At 41.6% G+C, this 22,465-nt stretch carries 17 protein-coding genes; 7 read left to right on the forward strand and 10 right to left on the reverse strand.

Translation table 11 applies throughout. The annotated features are described in order from the left end of the window. Positions 1-50: 50 nt before the first annotated feature. The gene (gene parC, locus NLF92_RS10025; RefSeq protein WP_254101422.1) at positions 51-2,384 is read right to left on the reverse strand and encodes a DNA topoisomerase IV subunit A; all 2,334 of its coding nucleotides are present in this window, start codon (positions 2,382-2,384) and stop codon (positions 51-53) included. Positions 2,385-2,499: 115 nt separating this feature from the next. On the opposite strand from parC, the gene NLF92_RS10030 reads away from it, so the two are divergent. Next, positions 2,500-5,271 (forward strand): response regulator, encoded by a 2,772-nt coding sequence (locus tag NLF92_RS10030; RefSeq protein ID WP_254101424.1) that lies wholly within the window; start codon positions 2,500-2,502, stop codon positions 5,269-5,271. Positions 5,272-5,398: 127 nt separating this feature from the next. Here NLF92_RS10030 and NLF92_RS10035 read toward each other — a convergent pair whose 3' ends face one another. The 3 genes from NLF92_RS10035 to NLF92_RS10045 form a co-directional block, all read right to left on the reverse strand. Then, complete coding sequence (locus tag NLF92_RS10035) at positions 5,399-6,088, reverse strand: DUF2982 domain-containing protein (protein WP_254101426.1); 690 nt, start codon at positions 6,086-6,088, stop codon at positions 5,399-5,401. A 126-nt stretch (positions 6,089-6,214) separates the two neighbouring features. Beyond that, positions 6,215-9,355 (reverse strand): efflux RND transporter permease subunit, encoded by a 3,141-nt coding sequence (locus NLF92_RS10040; RefSeq protein WP_254101428.1) that lies wholly within the window; start codon positions 9,353-9,355, stop codon positions 6,215-6,217. Positions 9,356-9,369: 14 nt separating this feature from the next. Continuing rightward, positions 9,370-10,533 carry an efflux RND transporter periplasmic adaptor subunit gene (locus NLF92_RS10045; RefSeq protein ID WP_254101430.1) on the reverse strand — a complete coding sequence of 388 codons (1,164 nt, stop codon included), beginning with the start codon at positions 10,531-10,533 and terminating at the stop codon, positions 9,370-9,372. 124 nt (positions 10,534-10,657) lie between these two features. Between NLF92_RS10045 and NLF92_RS10050 the strand changes: the two genes are divergently transcribed. From NLF92_RS10050 to NLF92_RS10065, 4 genes are all read left to right on the forward strand, one after another. Further along, positions 10,658-11,353 carry a TetR/AcrR family transcriptional regulator gene (locus tag NLF92_RS10050; RefSeq protein ID WP_254101432.1) on the forward strand — a complete coding sequence of 232 codons (696 nt, stop codon included), beginning with the start codon at positions 10,658-10,660 and terminating at the stop codon, positions 11,351-11,353. A gap of 68 nt (positions 11,354-11,421) precedes the next feature. Further along, positions 11,422-12,444 carry an aspartate carbamoyltransferase gene (locus NLF92_RS10055; RefSeq protein WP_254101434.1) on the forward strand — a complete coding sequence of 341 codons (1,023 nt, stop codon included), beginning with the start codon at positions 11,422-11,424 and terminating at the stop codon, positions 12,442-12,444. A gap of 8 nt (positions 12,445-12,452) precedes the next feature. Beyond that, positions 12,453-13,745 (forward strand): glutamate-1-semialdehyde 2,1-aminomutase, encoded by a 1,293-nt coding sequence (gene hemL / locus NLF92_RS10060; protein WP_254101436.1) that lies wholly within the window; start codon positions 12,453-12,455, stop codon positions 13,743-13,745. A gap of 132 nt (positions 13,746-13,877) precedes the next feature. Next, positions 13,878-14,897, forward strand: a complete 1,020-nt coding sequence (locus NLF92_RS10065; protein ID WP_254101438.1) for an adenylate/guanylate cyclase domain-containing protein — start codon at positions 13,878-13,880, stop codon at positions 14,895-14,897. A gap of 5 nt (positions 14,898-14,902) precedes the next feature. On the opposite strand, the gene NLF92_RS10070 is transcribed toward NLF92_RS10065, so the two are convergent. The 3 genes from NLF92_RS10070 to NLF92_RS10080 all read right to left on the reverse strand — a co-directional run bounded on the left by NLF92_RS10070 (position 14,903) and on the right by NLF92_RS10080 (position 17,958). After that, positions 14,903-15,826 (reverse strand): Dyp-type peroxidase, encoded by a 924-nt coding sequence (locus NLF92_RS10070; RefSeq protein ID WP_254101440.1) that lies wholly within the window; start codon positions 15,824-15,826, stop codon positions 14,903-14,905. Positions 15,827-15,903: 77 nt separating this feature from the next. Then, complete coding sequence (gene ggt, locus NLF92_RS10075; protein ID WP_432420223.1) at positions 15,904-17,610, reverse strand: gamma-glutamyltransferase; 1,707 nt, start codon at positions 17,608-17,610, stop codon at positions 15,904-15,906. Positions 17,611-17,706: 96 nt separating this feature from the next. Further along, positions 17,707-17,958 carry a VF530 family protein gene (locus NLF92_RS10080; protein ID WP_254101454.1) on the reverse strand — a complete coding sequence of 84 codons (252 nt, stop codon included), beginning with the start codon at positions 17,956-17,958 and terminating at the stop codon, positions 17,707-17,709. Between the two features lie 153 nt (positions 17,959-18,111). Between NLF92_RS10080 and NLF92_RS10085 the strand changes: the two genes are divergently transcribed. Beyond that, complete coding sequence (locus tag NLF92_RS10085) at positions 18,112-18,663, forward strand: sugar O-acetyltransferase (RefSeq protein ID WP_254101444.1); 552 nt, start codon at positions 18,112-18,114, stop codon at positions 18,661-18,663. Between the two features lie 140 nt (positions 18,664-18,803). Here NLF92_RS10085 and NLF92_RS10090 read toward each other — a convergent pair whose 3' ends face one another. Further along, positions 18,804-20,048: an ammonium transporter gene (locus tag NLF92_RS10090; RefSeq protein WP_254101446.1), complete on the reverse strand. Its 1,245-nt coding sequence runs from the start codon at positions 20,046-20,048 to the stop codon at positions 18,804-18,806. Positions 20,049-20,059: 11 nt separating this feature from the next. Beyond that, a complete protein-coding gene (gene glnK, locus NLF92_RS10095) occupies positions 20,060-20,398 on the reverse strand; it encodes a P-II family nitrogen regulator (protein ID WP_254101448.1) in 339 nt (112 codons plus the stop codon). Positions 20,399-20,772: 374 nt separating this feature from the next. Here glnK and NLF92_RS10100 point away from each other — a divergent pair, with 374 nt between their 5' ends. Then, positions 20,773-21,447 carry a hypothetical protein gene (locus NLF92_RS10100; RefSeq protein ID WP_254101450.1) on the forward strand — a complete coding sequence of 225 codons (675 nt, stop codon included), beginning with the start codon at positions 20,773-20,775 and terminating at the stop codon, positions 21,445-21,447. A gap of 86 nt (positions 21,448-21,533) precedes the next feature. Here NLF92_RS10100 and NLF92_RS10105 read toward each other — a convergent pair whose 3' ends face one another. Further along, positions 21,534-21,962, reverse strand: a complete 429-nt coding sequence (locus NLF92_RS10105; protein ID WP_254101452.1) for a response regulator — start codon at positions 21,960-21,962, stop codon at positions 21,534-21,536. Between the last annotated feature and the right edge of the window lie 503 nt (positions 21,963-22,465).

Genomic DNA, 22,465 nt, shown 5'->3' on the forward strand with positions numbered 1-22,465 from the left:
TCTTTGACTACCTTCAGCTTTATCACTTTCACAGTACTATTTAGACGCTTTTAAAGCTCGGTCTGTTGTCCTGATGAGCTCTCTAATGCAGAATTTTCTGCACCCAATTCTGGATCCTCTACGACATCCTCTGTTCGGGAAATCAGGATCTCATCGACCCGTTGCAAACCACGTGGTAATTTATTGCCACGACGCCCTCTTTCTCCAATGTAATGAGCTAAATCAGAGGGTTTTAACGTCATTCCTCGTTTTCCTGAAATGATTTTAACCTCTGCATCAATCGGTACAACCGCAGCATGTACCACAAACTCTTCTCGGGTTTTCGCTTTCGCAGAAGGAATATTGATGAGTTTGTTACCTTTCCCTTTGCCTAAAGAGGGTAAATCTCTTAATGGGAAGAGCAACATCCGCCCTTCGTTAGATATAAACAGACACAAGTCCGTTGCAATATCGTTAACGGGTTGTGGTGTGATTACTTTGGCAGCTGGTGGTAATGATAAATACGCTTTACCTGCTTTGGCTTTACTCAACATATCTTTGAATGTGCCCACAAAACCATATCCAGCATCACAAGAGACTAAGAATTGCTGTTCATCCTTACCCATGATGACATCTGTAAAATTCTCTCCAGCAACGATGCCAAAACGGCCTGACAATGGCTCACCTTGGCTTCTGGCAGAAGGTAGACCATGCGCATCACAGCTAAATGTTCGACCTGAGGTATCAATAAACACGGCAGGTTGATTCGAACGTCCTTTGGCACTGGCTAAATATTTGTCATCACCTTTATAGCTGAGCCCAGCTGCGTCAACATCATGGCCTTTAGCACAACGTGCCCAACCTTTTTCAGATAGCACAACGGTAACAGGTTCTGATGGTACTAATTCTTTTTCACTCAGTGCTTTCGCTTCACCGCGCTCGACTATAGGAGAGCGACGATCATCACCATAAGTTTCGGCATCCGCCAAGATTTCCTTTTTGATCAACGTCTTCATACGACGATCTGAGCTAAGTAACAATTGGAGTTTGTCACGCTCAGCGGCAAGCTCGTCTTGCTCACCCTTGATTTTCATCTCTTCTAGTTTTGCAAGATGGCGTAATTTTAAATCCAGAATCGCTTCTGCTTGGATGTCCGACAAACCAAAACGCGCCATCAACTCTTGCTTGGGTTTTTCTTCATTGCGAATAATTTCAATGACTTCATCGATATTCAGGAAGGCTATCATTAAGCCTTCTAAAATATGGAGGCGCGCTAAAATTTTGTCCAAACGGAATTGCAAACGACGAGTCACCGTATCACGTCGATACTCCAGCCATTCTGATAAGATGGTCTTTAAATCTTTGACTTTGGGACGCCCATCCAAACCAATCATGTTGATGTTGACCCGATAGTTTTTTTCTAAATCGGTAGTCGCAAATAAATGCTGCATCAGCTGTTCTATATCAACTCTATTAGAACGAGGCGTTACCACCAAACGAGTCGGATTTTCATGATCAGACTCATCTCGTAAATCACTCACCATAGGCAGTTTTTTGTTCTGCATTTGATTGGCAATTTGCTCTAAAATTTTGGCGCCTGAGGCTTGATGTGGCAAAGCTGTAATAACAATTTCACCCCCTTCATCACTATACACAGCTCGCATCTTAATTGAGCCACGACCCGTTTCGTAGATTTTTTGAATATCTGCACGAGGTGTAATGATTTCGGCGTCAGTCGGATAATCTGGTCCTTGTACATCTTCAAGTAACTCGGATAATTCTGTTTTAGAATTATCGAGTAGCTTGGCACACGCATTGGCAAGCTCACGTACATTGTGCGGTGGAATATCGGTGGCCATACCAACCGCTATCCCTGTAATACCGTTCAGTAATATGTGCGGCAAACGTGCCGGTAATACTTTAGGTTCTTCAATGGTACCATCAAAATTAGGTTGCCAATCAGCCGTACCTTGTCCCAATTCTGCCAGCAGAACTTCGGAAAACTTTGATAGCCGCGCCTCGGTATAACGCATAGCAGCAAATGATTTAGGGTCGTCAGGGGCACCCCAATTACCTTGGCCATCGACCAGAGGATAACGATATGTGAATGGCTGAGCCATCAATACCATGGCTTCATAGCAAGCACTGTCACCATGCGGGTGAAACTTACCTAGAACATCACCAACCGTTCGGGCTGACTTTTTGTATTTGGCATTAGCACTTAATCCCAGATCAGACATAGCGTAAATGATACGTCGCTGAACCGGTTTTAAACCGTCACCAATATGCGGTAAGGCTCGGTCCATGATAACGTACATCGAATAATTCAAATACGCTTCTTCCGTAAAGCGACGCATAGGAAGTTGTTCAATACCATCTTGATTTATTGTGACTTCATTACTCATCAGCTATCTTTATTATTATGGGTTATACTTGTACGAATAATAATACAGGTCGATGCTAAATTACACGACTTAATGTGTTAATATGAAAATTCATTAATAAAAGAATACTCAAAAAATGATTGGTTTGACTCAGATTAAGCGTTTTACCCTCAGCCTCTCTCTATTACTGTGTTTGGCTCTTTCGAGTACCGTCAGTGCTGATACTCTAACAGTCTCCCCAAGCTCTAATAATTTCTTTTATTTTGGTTCGATTGTCGGTGGCCTAGTGATTTTGGCAGCATACAATCTGCTTTTATTTTTGACCTCTCGTGACTATTCTTCACTGACTTTTTCATTGTATACGATTAGCGTTTTGACGTACCTTGCTTATGGTACTTATGATTTTAAACCGACTAGTGTTTTTCCATATAGTGAAAATATTAATAACCCTTCGTTGGTGCTATTTTGTATTGTGGCGATAGCAGGTTTCTTGTATCACCTATTTACAGAAGAAGAAAAAACACCATTGGTCAAACAAACACACATGTTTGTTAATGTCTTATGCGGCTTGTGTTTTACCGCATTACTCGCTTTTGAAGTAAATTCGCCGCTGTATTATGTGCCATTGATTGTGGTTGTTATATTAAGTTTATCGGCCTTGGCCTATATCTCTTGCAAACACACTCAGACTGTACAATCCCCTCTATTTTTTGCTTCACTAGCGATACTTCTTCCCCTCATTGCAATTTTTCTACACCTTCTATCTATCGGCCTCTTTGGGCAAGCCCCAAGTTTTACGCTGTTTGGGATCTCACTGTTGTTATTTGTCCAAAGCCTATTATTTACCGTTGCATTAAATCAAAAAGAACGGATTAAGCTACTCGCAGAGATCAACGACATTACGCATGACCTACAAACCAATTTGTTATTTATTGAAGAACAAAATGCAAGTTTAGACATTGCTCGAAAGACAGCATTAAAATCGAGTAACGCTAAATCACGTTTTTTAGCAAATATATCCCATGAAATTAGAACACCATTAAATGCCATTGTCGGATTCAGTCGCGAGTTACAATCCGCGAATTTACCCACTGAGAAAAAAGAGCAAATAAATCTTATTAATTTTGCCGCAAATAACCTCAATGCTTTGGTCAATGATGTACTAGATTTTTCAAAAATTGAAGCTGGCAAACTCAATATTAAAACTGCTGAGTACTCGCCTCTATCATTATTTGAAGAACTCAGTGAAGTTACAGCAAAATCTGCCCAGCTAAAACATTTAGAATTTATTTTCGAAACTAATAACCTACCGGCTAAACTGACTGGTGATGTATTGAGATTGAAGCAGGTTCTAAACAACTTGCTTAGCAATGCCTTGAAATTTACCGACACAGGCATTATTAAGTTATCGGTTGTAAGCAGAATCTTACAGCGTAATAAAGTTGAACTAATCATAAAAGTCTCCGATACTGGGATTGGCATATCACCAGAAAATATCAGAAAGCTTTTTTCTGCTTTTAGTCAGATTGATGACGATGTAAATCGACAGTTCCAAGGTAGCGGTCTTGGTCTAGTAATCTCCCGAGAGATTATAAAGATGATGAAAGGACACATTTCGATAGAATCAACCGAAGGATTTGGGAGCACATTTACGGTGGCCATAAAACAACAACTAGCGTCAAAAGAACAAATATTTGATGTGCAATCGACACTGCGTGGGAAGCATGCTTTGGTGTTTGACCCTCTGCATGAATCGCGTTCGGCAACAGCCAAGCTTCTCCATAACATTGGCATGCGTACAACCTCTGTAGATAGCTTTGAATATTTACAAGCGCTCTCTTGCCAGACCGAAAATAAATTCGACTATGCGTTTTTTGCTTGTCCACAAGCCCACTCATTGCAGCGTTTGAGCATCTTAAACCAAGTTGAAAAGTTTAAGATCAAAAAACCCGTCGTATTATATTCTGGCATCAAACCTTTGGAACAGCATCCAAAGTTTACCCCTGATATTTTTGCAGAGTTATCACTGCCATTGACGCCTAGTAAAGTGGAACAACTCGAAAACACGCAACTTAAAAATCGTATTAATCCCATGCAGATCCGCATGAAAGCACTGCCGCCATTAAAAATACTCGCTGTAGACGACTTGCCCATAAATCTGCGTCTCCTCGAAACCTGGCTAAAGACAACAAATATCACATTAGTGCTAGCGAATTCAGGCCACGAAGCACTTGAAAAATGTGCTGATGAAGACTTTGATATGATTTTGATGGATATTCAAATGCCGAATATGGACGGTGTGGTTACAACCTCTCATATTCGCAAAACAGACAGAAATATGGGGACACCTGTTGTTGCTCTCACCGCACATGGTTTTAATGAAGACAGAGAGCATTTCCTAAAATCTGGTTTTGATGATTTTATTGCTAAACCCATCGATTTATCTGCGTTATTAGACTTGATTGAAATGTGGTGCCAACCTCCAGAAACTCTACCCGATATTATTTTACCTGATGGCTTGGTAGAAGGCTTACAAGAGATTAAGAGTGTTGATTGGGAGTTAGCTATCCGACGCGCAAACTACAACAGCAGTGCGGCAAAAGAGTTGCTCGGTGAGTTCATGATCATGCTACCGAAGATTATGCGGGATATAAAACGCCAATTTACTCAGTCCAAGACCAAAGAACTCCAAGCGAATATTCACAAACTTCATGGTGCATGCTGTTACACCGGTGTTCCGCAACTCCAGAAGCTCTGCTTTACGATAGAAAGAGATTATAAAAATGGGATTACCCAAGATCTCAGTGCTCAAGTGGATATGTTACTCAATGAAGCCGAGCGAGTCGTAATTGAGGCTAGAGAAGTTATTAAAACAGTTGAGGACGAGGCGTTTACCAACGCCTCATAATTTTATATAGGCTGTTTCTATGGGCTCGCAGACTCATAGGTACACCCATTGGAAAATTCATTGTTATACTGCGCACTAATAGGTTTATCGTGTACAAGTACGTATCGTAACCAAGAAGCTAAATCGTTTATACTGACGACTGTTTTGTTACAATATCAGCCTGACAGGCTCGTAAAAGTTGGACAAACTCATCTACTGGACGATCTAACTCAGCTTCATTGATATATACATCAAATCCTAAGCGACTGCGCAACTTATCCATACGATTAGCAAACATGCCCTGAACACCTGTCACAAAAGAACCATCAGGCAATTTGAAGCGATCTTTTTCGATTAAATCATCAGCCCCACACATCCCACTACTACACTGAGCATCTGGGTTTTGCATCAGCAATGGGCGCTGTTCAATCAACGTATTGGTCATAAGGCGACGTGAAATCGAAGCCAAAAAGGCGGGATACGTTTTCAACTTTATCCCCACTAAATGTAAATCGACTTGTTCAATCCCGCGAGTAACACGCGGTTGGTCAATCCGTTGGATATTATCCCAAGGGATATGCCATTGCCCATGACGATGATGGTAGGAGATACCCATTTGGTCCAAAACAATACTATATTCCGGCTCTTTAATTTTATAAAACCCAATAACCGAGGCAATAATACCCAAGCTAATAACCCCAATCGCAATTAAAATAAGAGATTTTGGTAAGGACGTCAGCAAAATAAAACCAAGTGCCAGTGCAGTGCCTCCAATAATGGATGAAGTAATACCGTTGCCCTTGGAGTTCGCTTTAATGTTTATGCGTTGTTCAGCCATACCAAATGTAATATATCCCGAAAGCTAAAATGGTAAATAAAATGATAGCACGCATGCGTTTACAACGTGCGCAATTCGTATGTAATAGCCTTTTTAAGCCTTTGCTGGGTTTTTGGTTCACTTTATCTACCTATGGGCGAGACGTTTTTGCTCTGCACGGACTATTTTTCGTTGACGAATACGACACAGTGTACCGATAAGTATAGGTGTATAAACCAAAGATAACATGACAGAAAAGCCTACTCCACCAGCTAATACGACAGCAAGTGGAGGCCAAAATGATCCTGCGGTAAATAACAACAAGGGAATTAACCCTCCCACAGTGGTAAATGTTGTGGACAATATGTGACGACTACAGCTCATTGTTTCCGCAACTATCTCATCCGTATCACCTGACATGGCCTTAGGGTTAGCTTTAATGGCTGCAATCACGACTATGGAGCCATTTATTGCCACTCCAATTAACCCCGCACAGCCTAACAAGGGGTTAAACCCGATTGGCAGTCCTGATAACCATAAGCTCAGCATCCCCAGACCAACAGACAAAATCGCCACGGAACCAATCACGATGGCAAACCGAACGCTTTGGAATGATAAAATCAAAGTGGTAATCATCATGACCAATAGCACCGGTGCATAAGTTCCTAACTGACCGAGTGCTTCATTTTGTTTATCGGCATCGCCAGCCATTTTTATCGAATAGCCGGGGGGTAATTGATAATCTTCGAGTGCAGCAGCAATTTGTTGCGCGACACTCACTGCAGGTACGCCCTGGAGTAAAAAACCTTGAATGCGATTTACCCGCTCACTGTTTTTTCGTGTAATCCCAGTCAAGGAAGGTACGACTGAGAAATCACCTAAGGCAGACACTTGTAGAAATGGATTATTAATATCGTACTGAGTACTCGCCAAAGGTAAAGCCGCCAAGCTAGTTAAATCACTGCGATCTGCATCTGAAATACGCACTCGGATGGGGACTTCTTCGGTCTGCTCAACGATAGAACCACCTACCACGCCGTTAAGTGCAAGCTGCAGCTGTAAAGACAGATCATTTAAGGATAAACCTGACAAACTTACTTGATCACGGGAGGTGTTCACTATGACTTCGGGCTCATTCAAAGAAATAGATGCAAACGATTGAGAAATCCCAGGCGTCTGCGAAAAGATCAAACGCACATCGCGACCAATCTCTTCTAACACAACGAGGTCTGGTCCAAAAATATCAACTTCTACAGGTGCTGGAATAGGAGGACCTTGACCAAATGCTTTCACCACAATTTTTGCTTGTGGAAATGCGGCTTGTATATCAAATTGCAAACGGTCAATAAGCTGAGCGGCGCGGTTCATCGTATCTACTTTTATAACGCCATTAGCATATTCTGGTGAATTATCACGATTCATCACTTGGTTATAGTAGACCGTTGGAATAGAGCTACCGATCAACCAATGTACCTGCTCAACCCCTTCATAGGATTTAATTTTTTGATGAATTTGTTTGGTCAACGCATAAGTGCTTTCGATGTTTGCTCCAACCGGTAGATTTACCTCTATCGCAAATTGGTCGCGATCAGCCGATGGGAAGAATACATTCGCTAGATTACCGGCTAAGATAAACCCCATAATGCAAATCACAATGATTATAGGTAAAATTTGTAAGGGTTTCGTCAGCCCTTTTTTCAACAGCATTTGGAACGCATTGGATATTTGTGGACGCTGTAAACCTTGGACATACCATGGGGTATTTTCCGCATGAGATTTCGGTAGGAACCGTGCAGCAAGCGCGGCTATGATGGATAAGGAAATCCAAAAAGAACCGAACAAAGCCATCACAACACTGATCGCAATCGACCCAATAAAATCACCAATATTCCCATTTAATAAGAAAATCGGCATAAAGCCCAAGATCGTTGTCAGTGTTGAAGCAAACAAAGGAACAAATAAATGATTGACACTTTTTACCAAAGCACCTACCCGACTCATTCCCGGTAATAATAAGTTTTGTCTAATCTCGTCAGTCATCACGATGGCGTTATCAATCAACAAACCTATCGCAATGATGATCCCAAATATCGACATTTGGTGGATGGACTCACCAAAGAAACCGAGTGAAAAAACGGCAAAAAAAGCACATAACGGCAGAGATAAACCGACTATCCAAGATGCTTTGTACCCCATAAACAGCAGAATAACTAACATGACAACGACACAACCTAGCAGTAAATTACCACTGAGTTCACTGAGTCGCTCTTCGGTATAACGGTTTTGCTCAAATACTATATCAACATTCACGGATGCACCGTACATTTGCTCAAATGTTGCAGCTTGCGCTTTTATTTGCTCAGTCCATTGGTCCACGCGCACCGATGTTTGCATTCGAGCAGCGACAAAAATAACGTCTTGTTCTTCTAACAAGGCATATGTTTGACGTGGGCTTTGGTAGCCCCGAGTAACTGCAGCAACATCTGCAACACGCAAATAATCCCCGTTAACCTCCAGCAAAGGAATGTTGTTGATGACATCTAGGCTGGATAATTCTTGGGCGACTTGGACACGTAAGTTGAGATTATCGGTATACACTATACCTGCGGGTAATTTGGGATCAGCACCGGATATCGCAGCACTTATATCCATAGGTGTGAGGCCTACAACCGCCAATTTATTAGGATCAATACTGACCGTGATCTCTTCTACAGGTGCACCATAAATATTGACTACTTCAGTACCCGAGACATTGCGCAAGTTATCCGCAAACTCTTGGGCAAAACGTGAAACCATATTCACAGAAGATGTATCAGGATATTTCGCACTCAACGCATACTGAACCGTATATGCTGTAGCACCTCGATTATCCTCCATAATAGGATCCATAGCACCCTCTGGAAAACGCTCTGCGGCATCATCTAATCGGTCTCGAATTTTCCCAAATATTTGTTGATTGGTGCGATTATCGACCCAATCTTGTAATTCGATGGTCAATAATGAGAAACCTGCTTTAGAAGTTGATTCAACCTTTTTAATTTCATACAGCTCACGTAACTCGTCTTCTAAAACATCGGAAACCAATGCTTCAACGCGTTCTGCAGACGCCCCTGGGAAGAAAGTCAGCACTAAGGTATAGCGCAAATCAATGCGCGGATCCTCTAACCTGGGTAAATTATTAATCGCTGAAAGCCCTGCCACCATAACAATAATTATCGCCAATGAAAGTAAGTGCCCACTTCTGACAAACATTGTATACCATGGGTATTTTTTATCCGTATTAGACATCTAAAATCTCCCTTTTATGGCAATTGTGAATACAGTGCTGCAGTCACTTTTTGTCCGGCAATAAAGCGATGTGTACCCGCCAAGACAACCAGCTCATTGGTTTGTAGCGCACCGGTGATATATGCCATATCGCCATCGGTATAAATAACTTCTACGGTACGACTTTCTAATAATGTCTCGCCGGTGTTTTGGGCAACCAACACCGTCCACATTCCCCGAATACCATTGGCCAAAGCTGAGACTGGAACCCACGCACCGGTTTGTGCCACGGTAACGGTCAGGTTTGCTCTCACCAAATCCCCCACCAAGACATTAGCATTAGCGGGTAAAGAGAAGAATGCATCCAATGTACGAGTCCGGAGATTGCGCTGGCTACCTAAAGCACTTAACTGCCCATTTAACGATATATTGCCAACACTCAAAGCCGTGAAATCGCCTTGATTTAGGGTCGTTGCTACCTCTGGTGGAAGTGGAATACGGGCTTGTAATTCAGTATTCGATGCTATTTCAAAAATAGGTTGACCTACCCCAACGACAGCTCCAGGGTCGACCATACGTTTGATTATGTTGCCGTCAGTACTGGCATAAATGGTTGATTTTTTGACTTCCAGACGCACAGTGTTTAACTGAGCGGTAATCTGTGTCAGACGTGCTTGGGCAATATTTAAATTTTCCGATACTTCGTCCAAACGCTGTGCAGAATCCAATTTTCGCGAGACTAAATCCACCACGCGCTCTTTCGTATTTTTCGCTAGGCGTACTTCTGCTTCAACTAAACTTTGCGCGGCAGTTAATTCAGCTAATTGAGCTTCTAGGCGTTGTATATCCAGCTTAGCAAGTATTTGACCGGCACTGATTTGCGCACCATCTTCCACCAATATCTGCGCAACTTTTCCACCATTTTCAAAACCGATTAATGCTTGTTGATTAGACTCTACCTTACCTGTCGCGCGATAAGGTTTGGCATATTGTGTTTGGTAAGCAATAGGAACAACTAATACGGGCTGCTCAACCACCGGCGGAGCTTCTTGTTGAGCGATGCCACTGCCAGAAAACATCATTAAGACAACTAAGCCTAAAAGACCGACCAAAACTAAACCGAATAAAGTGGTTGGTGAACTTTTTGCAGCCGTCGCGCTGACTGTATTGGTCCTGTTTTGTGACGTAGTACCTGTCATATGTTTTCCTAAAAAAGAAGATGAACAATTAATGAACTAATGCTAATATGGAATTACTAGACTGTCCAGTATGATTATTAAATAAGCAGTATTAATTCGTTGTATATTTATTGGAGGCGACCTAATGCCAGCACAACTTAGCTCAGATAAAAATACAACGGTTAAAAATACTGATGCACATATTATAACTAGCGAACCCCACGCTTGTGCTGGTCGGCCGAAAAACCTACAAAAAAGACAACAAGTACTGCAACAGGCTTCATTATTGTTTTTACGCCAAGGTTTTACGAATACTTCTATGGACCAAGTAGCGAAAGCATCTGACGTATCAAAACAAACCGTATATTCACATTTCAAAAATAAAGCCGTTTTATTCCAAGCGGTGATCAACGAAAAATGCACTCAATACCAACTCAACGATCAAACATTGCTAGAGTCCCCATGTAGTCTAGATGAAAAATTGACGCAAATCGCAGAACATTTTATTGCTTTGATACATGACGAATTAGTCGTTGCCATGTATAACGTTGTCATAGCCGAAGCGAAAACCCATCCAGAAGTCGCTGAAATGTTCTATCTGACAGGTCCACAACAGGCAATCGATTTTGTTTCCGACTGCATTAAACAGACCTATCCCAAATTAGATAGTGCAAAAATCCATGGATTGAGTGTCGATTTTTATAATTTACTGAAAAGCGATTTCCATATGAAAAGTCTCCTTGGCTTATCCACCCCAATGACCTTGTTAGAACAAAGAAGTTTTGCTGCTATATGTTGTAAAAAATTCCAAGCAATATTAACGCTAGAGTTAGCAGAGTAAATTAGTCTTTAAACCATTTTTTTTGATATAATCAAAGTATTATTCCTGCGTAGAGATCTGCATTTCATATGACTGCCCAATTTACTGGCCACCACATATTATCGGTCAATCAATTTAACCGAGACGCTATAGAAGAAGTATTTGCTGTTGCTAATCAAATGCAACCCTATGCTTTACGCCAAAAACGTACTGAAGTACTGCGCGGTGCTATTTTAGGTAACTTATTTTTCGAACCTAGTACGCGCACACGAGTGAGTTTTGGCACTGCTTTCAACTTACTCGGTGGTGAAGTTAGAGAAACCACCGGTATGAGCAATTCGGCATTGGCCAAGGGTGAATCATTATATGATACCGCTAGAGTACTTAGCGGCTATTCTGATATTGTTGCTATGCGTCACCCAGATGCCGGCTCTGTAGCAGAATTTGCCTCAGGAAGTCGAGTTCCTGTGATTAATGGTGGTGACGGTGCCAATGAACATCCCACACAAGCTTTATTAGATCTCTTCACAATCGAAAAAGAATGTTTAGCGCATGGCCAAGCTATTGATGGTTTGCATATTGCGATGATTGGCGATCTTAAATATGGTCGAACGGTGCATTCTCTAGCCAAGCTATTGAGTCTTTATAACAATATTCACTTTACTCTCGTCGCACCTACAGCATTAGCCATGCCACAAGCCATATTGGATGTTATAGCCTCAGCTGGACATAAAATTACCATCACCGAACAGTTAGAAGGCAGTTTAGATGCCGATATTTGTTATCAAACTCGTGTCCAAGAAGAGCGCTTTGCGAACCAGGATGAAGCAGATAAATACCGTGGCAAATTTCGTTTGGATCAACAGATTTACACCAAACATTTTCAATCAAAAACCGTGATTATGCATCCCCTCCCTCGAGATTCCCGTGCTGAAGCGAACGAGCTCGATAATGATTTAAACAGCCACCCTAACCTAGCTATTTTTCGACAAACTGATAATGGTGTTTTAGTCAGAATGGCCTTGTTTGCACTGACCTTGGGTGTTTCAAATATTCTCCACAAACATGAACAACCGGTGTTGTGGCACACTAATAAAAATATTGAAGAGTAAAAGATAGTATGACTAAATCAGAAGAATTATTCGCTCGCGCACAAAAAACGATTCCCGGTGGCGTGAACTCTCCCGTCAGAGCTTTTAAAGCAGTTGGTGGTACACCTCGCTTTATCACAAAAGCTGACGGCCCCTATATTTGGGATGCCGATGGTCATCGCTATATTGATTATATTCAATCTTGGGGCCCAATGGTCCTAGGCCACAACAACGAAAAAATTCGCAATGCTGTGATCACAGCTAGCTATGAAGGATTAAGTTTTGGTGCACCTACTGAAGCCGAAATCCACATGGCCGAAAAAGTCAGCCAACTGGTACCCTCTATGGAAATGGTTAGAATGGTCAACTCAGGTACCGAGGCGACCATGTCAGCTATACGTCTGGCCCGTGGCTACACCAGTCGCAATAAAATTTTAAAATTTGAAGGTTGCTATCACGGGCATGCTGACTCGCTTTTAGTAAAAGCCGGTTCTGGCGCATTAACCTTGGGCGTACCGTCATCTCCTGGGGTACCTGATGACTTTGCTAAACACACGATAACCGTAGAATTCAACAACCTAGAAAGTGTTAAACAAGCATTTGCTGAATGCCCTGATGATATCTCTTGTATTATTGTGGAGCCTGTAGCGGGGAACATGAATTGTATTCCTCCTGTAGAAGGCTTCCTTGAAGGGTTGCGCGAGGTATGTGATGAGTATGGTGCCGTTCTGATCTTTGATGAGGTGATGACAGGCTTCCGTGTTTCCCGTGGTGGCGCACAAGAACGTTTTGGTGTGACACCTGACTTGACTTGTTTAGGGAAAGTTATCGGTGGTGGTATGCCTGTCGGTTGTTTTGGTGGGAAGGCGAAAATCATTACCCATATCGCTCCAACTGGCCCGATCTACCAAGCAGGTACGCTTTCTGGTAATCCAGTGGCCATGGCAGCAGGTTTGGCTGCACTGAATCAACTTGAAGAACCTGACTTATATACTAGTATCTTTAGTAACACCCAAGCGCTTGCTGAGGGACTTACTAAACTTGCACATAAACACGGTATACCAATGACCTACAATGTCGCAGGCTCTATGTTCGGTATCTTCTTTACTGAGGCCGAAAAAGTGACTAATTACCAACAAGCGATTTCGTGTAATAACGAGCAATTTAAAGCGTTTTATCATGGCATGTTAGAAGCCGGTGTCTACCTTGCGCCAGCAATCTTTGAAGCGGGCTTTGTTTCCAAGGCTCATACCGCTGAGATTATTGATGCAACGCTAGCTGCTGCAGATAAAGTCTTCGCAGATGTTGCGCATTTAAGCTAACAATGGACTGAGAATACAACCTCTCGGTGCATTTTTTTGTACTGGAGTGTTGTATTGTTCACCCAATCATTTGCTGTCCCTTTTTGGGTTATTGCCCTTTTTTCCCTGATTTTTTTAGTCAAATCGGGGCTTATGCTATTTTGGTTTATCAAGCAGAAAACACTGTCTGCCGAGCTAGGTAGCTATTCCTCTACACAAGCTCGCACTGATACAGCAAAGCCTTACCATCCAACAACTTTATCGACACAAGAAGCGCTAGAGGCAAAAGCGCTTGAAGCGATGGATCTTCATGACACTTTTCGCAAGTTTATTCCGACCCAATTCATCGAGCATCTAACAGAGCATGATGAAAGAGAGTTACGCTTGGGCAAAGCTGATGAAGAAGACATCGCAGTGATGTTTTTAGATATTCGAAAATTCAGTGAATTATCTCAACAACTTACCCCACAGCAAACGCTTAATTTTTTAAATGCTTTTTTTATGCGTATGAATGCCCCCATTCACGCCAATTATGGTTTTGTAGACAAATTCATTGGTGACGCTATTCTCGCTTTATTTGACCACCCGAAAGGCACACCTGAAATAAAAGTATGCGACGCTTTGAATGCTGCTATTGGTCTCAGACAAGCACTGGATCTTTATAATTCACATAGACAAAAGTCTGGCTATGCCAGTATCAATATCGGTATAGGGGTCCATTTTGGGCCAGTTATTATAGGCACAGTGGGCTCAGATGATCGGATGGATACAACCGTGTTAGGACAAACAGTGAATACTGCAAACTATCTAGAATATTTAGCCAAACATTTCCAAAGCGATATTATAATTTCTGAGGCAATGGTACAGAACTTACCTACCGACCATTCTTATCTTTTACGTAAAATTTCATATGTAGAGGTAAAAGGAGAATCACAACCCCATGTTATCTATGAGGTGTTAAATCACCTACCAAAGGCAATACAAGAAGATAAACTAGCATTACAAGATGATATCAACCGGTGTATAGCGCTGGCAGAGACACATGAATACCACAAGTTGATCAGTCTTGCTGCAAATCTACAGGCAATCCATCCAAGAGAAGTCGTATTTAAGCGTTTTTATCAAACCGCAGAACAGCGCCTAAATCCAACTTCTACAGATGTCACAGAATGAAATGATTAATCTTGGGCTCTTTTACGAATAAACTCAATTGAAGGGGCAAAATAAGCTCCTCCTGATTCTGCGTTGGTATAATCTAACCACGCATCGTATTCACCGTCTGGACCGCCAAAAATCATAGAATGCAACATCGACTTAAATGGTTTTGTGGATGCACTACACGTGACTTGAAATAAGCCTTGTACTTGGATATTTGCATATGGCATGGACTGCCTGACAATCTGGTTATGATTGTCATGAAAACCATCATCAGCATTGCGGGTGCGAATATAATGGGAACTGGCATTCGCTTCCGCACTGGGTAGATTGTGTTCTTTGGTACGTCCCATAATTTGCTCTTGGTGACGTTCAGATAACAAAGACCAGCGACGTAAATCATGCCGATATTTTTGAGTATGGATATAACTACCACCGACAAAATCTGGGTCAGCATCACCAATCACCGCCGCGGCCAACTTCTCAGGACCACGAGGGTTATCATCTGTTTCCACGAAACCATTTAAATCTCGCCCATCCAGATAACGAAAACCTTTAAGATCTTCAATTAACTCGACATGCAAGCGCAATAATTCATGCACTTCTGTAGCGATGGCGTGAACGATGTCTAGACGATCTGCACGGATTTGAATAAACAAATCGGAAGTCTGCGAGGGTGCGCAACGATCCCCTGCTTGCATATCGGGAAAAGGACTTAACTCTAAAGGTCTAAGACCAGGGTAAATTTCTGAAAAGTAGTCAGAACCGATCGCGATGACACCACATACCATCGCTTCATAGTGCTCATCATCAAAGTAAGCAAAAATATCAAGCACCCTAGCTAATTTAGCTCTAAGTGCCTGACTATCATCGTCCAACACGTTATACATTAAGTATTGGGCATGTAAATTTGGTTCTGCGCAAATGCCTTTTTGTGGTTGCGACATGATCAGTGATTTCCTAAACCTATCGTTTTAATAGGAGCTTCATTTTTATTATGACGTGATTATAGCAAATATTCATTTTAATATCCCGCTGCATGTCCATCTTTGCGCGACTCAGATGCACCATAATATACCTTATTCTGAGCATCATACATAATGGCTTGATACCCACCAAAAGCGCCAGACACATCTCGCAAGACATGTCCTTTTTGCAACAATGCACGACGTGTTGCTTGACTAAAACCCGACTCTAGACTGATATAACCACCGTCGAGCATCTCATAACCCGTTGGACTAGAAGAACCAGAATGGAGGATCCGCGGAGCATCACCGGCTTCTTGGAGGTTCATACCAAAATCAATCAGATTCATCACAACTTGAGCATGCATCTGTGGTTGTGCACCACCGCCCATCACGCCAAAGCTCATGAAAGGTTCGTTATTACGCGTGACAAATGCCGGAATAATTGTCTGAAATGGCCGTTTGTTAGGTGCATACGCATTAAAGTGTTGCGGATCTAAGGCGAATAATTCTCCGCGGTTTTGCAACACAAAACCTAATCCTGTAGGAGTCATTCCCGAACCCATTCCACGGAAATTACTCTGTATTAAAGAGACCATATTCCCCTGTTTATCCGCTACTGTAAGGTAAACAGTATCCCCTTCATTCAGCCCAGCATCTACGCGTTTCGCCGCTTTTTTGGGGTCAATTAACGCTTGACGCTGAGCCGCATATTGCTTGGAAATTAACGTTTCTACAGGAATGTCATTAAAGTCCATATCGGCATAGAACTTAGCACGATCTGCAAAAGCGAGTTTTTTGGCTTCCACGAATGTATGTACATACTCAGGCGAGCCAAAACCCATACCCTCGACGTCGTAACGTTCCATAATATTTAGAATTTGTAAGGCAGCAATGCCTTGGCCATTAGGAGGTAATTCCCAGACATCATAACCACGATAGTTCGCAGCTACGGGCTCTACCCAGGTGGATGTGTGAGAAGCCAAATCATCATAAGATAAAAAGCCGCCTTGTTCTTTCATATAAGCATCGATGGTTCGCGCTATGTCACCTTTGTAAAACGCATCACGCCCACCCGTAGCAATTTTTTCATACGTGGAGGCTAAGTATGGGTTTTTGAAAATTTCCCCCTTACGCGGCGTCCTACCATTGGGCATATATGTTTCTTTGAAACCATCATATTGCCCTATACGCGCTACCGAACGATCTAAATAATATGCGATCAATTCAGAAACAGGAAAACCTTGACGAGCATATTGTATAGCCGGCGCTAAGATCTCAGTCATTGGCTTAGAGCCAAATTTTTTATGCATCTCAAACCAACCGTCTACAGCCCCAGGTACAGAGACAGGTAAAGCGCCAAATTTAGGGATTTCAGAGATATTATTGTCCTTGAAATACGCCATGGTTAAAGACTGTGGTGAGCGTCCTGAAGCATTTAAACCATGAAGTTTTTTGGATTTTGCATCCCAAATAATCGCATATAAATCCCCACCAATCCCACAGCCTGTTGGTTCGACTAAACCCAACATAGCATTCGCAGCTATCGCTGCATCAATCGCGTTTCCCCCGGATTTTAAAATATCCAAAGCCACTTGAGTCGCCAGTGGTTGACTGGTCGCAGCCATTGCTGATTGGGCAATCACTTCTGAACGACTGGCAAAACTATGCCCAGTTACTCGATCATACGCCAAAGTACTATGTGAGACCGAAGCTACCAAAACAGCCGTCAAAAAAAATGACGTTTTGGGTATACGTTTTATGATGTTCACTGTTTTTTTAATAATACTCAAAGACTGTTGCATGTTACCTACCTTTGTTCTGAGAATGAGGGCCTGACTGTGCACAATATGCCGAATGAGTTAGAAGGTGTCGAGATACAATTGCTCTACTTTTTGTCTAGCCCATTGTGTTTTACGTAAAAACTTCAGGGAAGATTTAATGGAAGGATCGCTTTTAAAACAATTTATTCTGATCATCACCGCTAAGTCCTCCCAGCCATAATGCTCAACCAGCTTTGTCAAAATAGTTTGCAAAGTCAAACCATGCAATGGGTTTTTAGGTTGTACCTGCGGGGTTGGCTTGGCCGCATCATTTTGTAAAAATGTCTGGATATTTTCTGGTGTATTAGCCGAATTTGATTGAGACATAAGTGTACTCTCTTGATTAGTTTTTCTTGAGAGTAACTGCTACTCTCCTCAACTCCCCCTATCATCACATAAGTCTTGATAGATAACTAGACTCAGATAAGTAGTTGGACACAACAGATGACTGAAAAAGAAAAAATGCGCCAAGGGTTACCCTATTTTGCAAGTGATAAGACATTGGTTAGCGAACGTATGCAAGCACGCAAAGTGCTGCATGAATTAGCCGCTATTCCAGAACAGTCCATCAAACAACGGGCCGCTTTGCTCCGTACCTTTTTTGGTAGTACCGGTAAGCGACTTTTCATCGAAAACACGTTTCGTTGCGACTATGGGTACAACATACATGTTGGAGAAAATTTTTATGCCAATTTTTCTTGCACCATTTTGGACTGTGCCGAAGTGCGAATTGGGAATGATTGTTTACTAGCACCTAATGTTTCTTTATATACCGCAAACCATCCTTTAGATCCCAATGAGCGTCGTTCAGGTTTAGAAAGTGCAGCCCCAATCCATATCGGAGATGACTGTTGGATTGGAGGCGGTGCAATTATCTTACCTGGCGTGACTTTAGGGAGTAATATAGTAGTGGGAGCGGGCGCTGTTGTGACAAAAAGCTTTGGTGATAATGTCGTAATTGCTGGTAACCCTGCCAAGGTTATTCGATATCTCTGATATAAAAAACCCCTCCGAGGAGGGGCGAACACACTTTAGAAAATGTTGTTTAGATTAAAGATGTCTTATCCATGTTGTGATTGTTTTATCCTTATAAGCTTCAATCTGTCCTTGTTGTTATTATTATTTCCTAGCAAAACTTACTTAGTTGATGTGAAGTATGGGTAGGCTTCTAAGCCACACTCTGCAACATCAGCGCCTTCATATTCTTCTTCTTCACTGATACGGATACCCATAGTGTATTTCAAGATAACCCACACAATTGAACTAGCAATGAATGTCCAACCGAAGATAGTTAATGCACCTACGATTTGGCCAGAAAAAGCGGCTTCAGAATTAGTCACTGGTACGAGTAATAAACCAAGTAAACCAACCACACCGTGAACTGAAATTGCACCAACTGGATCATCAAGCTTTAACTTATCTAATGCGATAATACTTAACACCACTAATGAACCACCTATTGCACCAAATAAAGTTGCCTGTAGAGGTGTCGGTGTAGAAGGCTCAGCAGTAATTGCTACTAGACCCGCCAAGGCTCCATTTAACGCCATCGTTAAATCCGCTTTGCCGAATAAAGCACGGGCAATTAATAACGCTGCAATTAAACCACCAGCAGCTGCAGCGTTTGTATTCATAAATACTACAGCTACTGAGTTAGCGCTTTCTACTGAAGCAGTGGCTAATACTGAACCACCGTTGAAACCAAACCAGCCCATCCATAAAATAAATGTACCTAATGTAGCTAATGGTAAGTTACAGCCTGGAATCGCATTAACACGACCATCTTTACTATATTTACCTTTACGAGCGCCAAGGAATAATACTCCTGATAATGCTGCTGCGGCACCTGCCATGTGTACGATACCTGAACCTGCGAAATCTAAGAATCCTAAGTCGCCTAGGCTATACATACCAAATACGTCTTCACCGCCCCAAGTCCAAGAACCTTCCATTGGATAAATAAAACCAGTCATGACCACAGTAAATGCCAAGAATGCCCACAGCTTCATACGTTCAGCCACTGCACCAGAAACAATTGACATTGCCGTTGCAACAAACACAACTTGGAAGAAGAAGTCTGCAGAAGGCGCGTAAGTAGCAGGATCTTCGGCAACACCTGTTGCTCCATCACCAGTAATACCACTTAAGAACGACGTAAATTCACCGCCACCATACATAATGCTATAACCACAAATCATATACATGGTACAAGCAATCGCATATAGGGCGACGTTTTTAGTTAAGATTTCAGTCGTATTTTTTGCCCGTACCAAACCGGCTTCAAGCATAGCGAAACCTGCAGCCATCCACATGACGAGTGCACCACAAATTAGAAAATAAAAAGTATCTAAGGCATAAGCCAATTCAAAAGTCGTTTCCATTATATTAATCCTTATAATGCTTCGTTGTCAGCTTCACCAGTACGAATACGTACTGCACGCTCTAAATCGTAAACAAAAACTTTACCGTCTCCGATCTTGCCAGTTTTAGCTGAGTCAGTTATGACCTCAACAATACGGTCCACTTGATCATCACTAACGGCAATTTCTAGTTTTACCTTGGGTAGGAAATCGACTTGATATTCCGCGCCGCGATACAACTCGGTATGCCCTTTTTGACGACCAAAACCTTTTACCTCGGTGACAGTTAATCCATCAACGCCGGTCTCTGATATGGCTTCTCGAACATCATCAAGCTTGAATGGCTTAATGATTGCAGTGATTAATTTCATATGGTTTCTCCATGAGTCTTTTATTTTGATTTCGTAAACTACAATACAAAGGACGTGCCATATAAATAAAAACACTATAAAACAATCACTTATGTAAATTATTATAGTAATTCATGGAACATTAGTGCACCACTTCATTTCATCCAAAAGCATATTGCACAATAAAAGTGCAATATTACTCAACGTAATACCACACATTAGCCAAGTGAATATTTCTAATGAAAATTTGAGTTTTTTACTGACCCAAAGAGGAACTTAGTGAGAAAACGTTTATCATACACAGCATGAAAATATATGCAGATCTCCCCCCTCCTTCTAAGATACCTGTTGCTTCAGACACTAGTTCCATTCAAGGAATACTAGTTTCTGTTTGCATGCATATTTTAGTACTTGGTGCCGTAGTATATTTTTCTCCCCAACTTCACAGTAAGCTTGAATCAACGCCAATAATCCAAGCTCAAATGTTATTACCCACTCCATACGTTTCACCTGATACACCGCCAGAAATACACAAGCAAGAGGTTTTACGAGCAGAGCCAACCCAACCCTTATCCCAAGATAGTGAGCCCAAGTCAGTTCCTGCTGATAAAGCAGATATTGAATTAGCCGTAGAACAAGCCCCAGAACAAAACGCTGAATCTGTTATAAAACAGACTCCCGAAGACTTAAGTACTGTACAGCCAAACGTGGGTTTTATTGTGCAGGAAAAGAATACAACCACGAACTTATTTTCAACCTTACCGAGCGGTACTCAGGAAGCACTAGAGCAACTGACGCTCCAGGAACAAGAGAAAATAGGGCTATTAGGCGCATCTAATTACACTAAAGAATTGATTTCTCCTGCACTTATGCCTGGCCCTAAAGCTCTCACAGATGAAGAGCGCACTAGACGCATCATCCAAAAATCTAAAATAAAGGTAGATTGCTCGTCAGAGATTAATCGAGTAATAGCTGTGGTCAGTCAATTTACGATACCAGCTGTACTTTGTCAGCAAAACAGTGATTTTCAAAAATTTATCGACCGTCGACTCAAGAAAGAAAAACATTAAAGCCTGGACAGGCCTATGGATAAAGAATGGTTGCTGCTAATGAGAAAGGCTGGTAGGGAAATGCACACTGATTTGTTGTGGTAACTTTAAATTTTATCCTCGAATGTTGATTCGTGATTTTGTGCATGTCTGAAGTTAGTGCTGAGTTGGTTTACCTTTGTCATAAATACTTGGACCGTACAATCCATGTGCAGATAATTAAGACCACAAAAATTCAAACAAGGCATACTCTTTGGTAAAGGTAACTCTGCGGTCATCAGTAAAACAGGTATATCCCGAGTTACCATTGATTGTTTAAACTGTAAACTTAACCATACGACATCACTGTCTTTATTTTCGGTATTGTCTGCAAATAAAACAATCACATCAATATCATTATTATGAGCGATTTGTAAGCCCTCTATAAGCTTTTCCACTATGTAGAACTCAACTTCGCCTTGCATTTTAGGTAAGCACATTTTGAATGAATCATGGGGATTGATTAATAAAACTTTTGGTATATTAAAATTTAACACTTTATATATCCTAGTTGCTTAAACAAAGACATGACAAATAGTTAGTTCAAACGAATCATCAAATATCATAATCGACATTAAATATAGACGGTTCTGACTCGAGTCACAGACTTGTCAGAATTAATTTTTCTGGAAATTTATTTTCTATAATGCTCTAGCGTAGCAAACTGTTAACATTTACTAAAGCAAAATATTTAATTTGTATAATTAAATATAATGATGTAATGGGTAATAGGCTTGGCGAAGAAAAATGATTTACTGAGGTTGTGGTAAATCATTAGAGTATACAAAGAGTTAGGCTCATCTTTGACTGACGTGGCAACGAGTTCACATCTTTTTATAAGTCACTGACCATGCTATAGATAACTTAGAACTATTGCTCATCAATTCAGTGATACTGAAATATATTTTATAAGAATTTAGCGAGAAAACCCCGTGATCAGAGCGAAGCGATGTCGCGGGGATGAATCGCTATCCTTGTTCTTGGATATATCGTCGTATAG

Source organism: Opacimonas viscosa (genome assembly GCF_024199005.1).
In the GTDB taxonomy this organism is placed as follows: Bacteria; Pseudomonadota; Gammaproteobacteria; order Enterobacterales; family Alteromonadaceae; genus Opacimonas; species Opacimonas viscosa.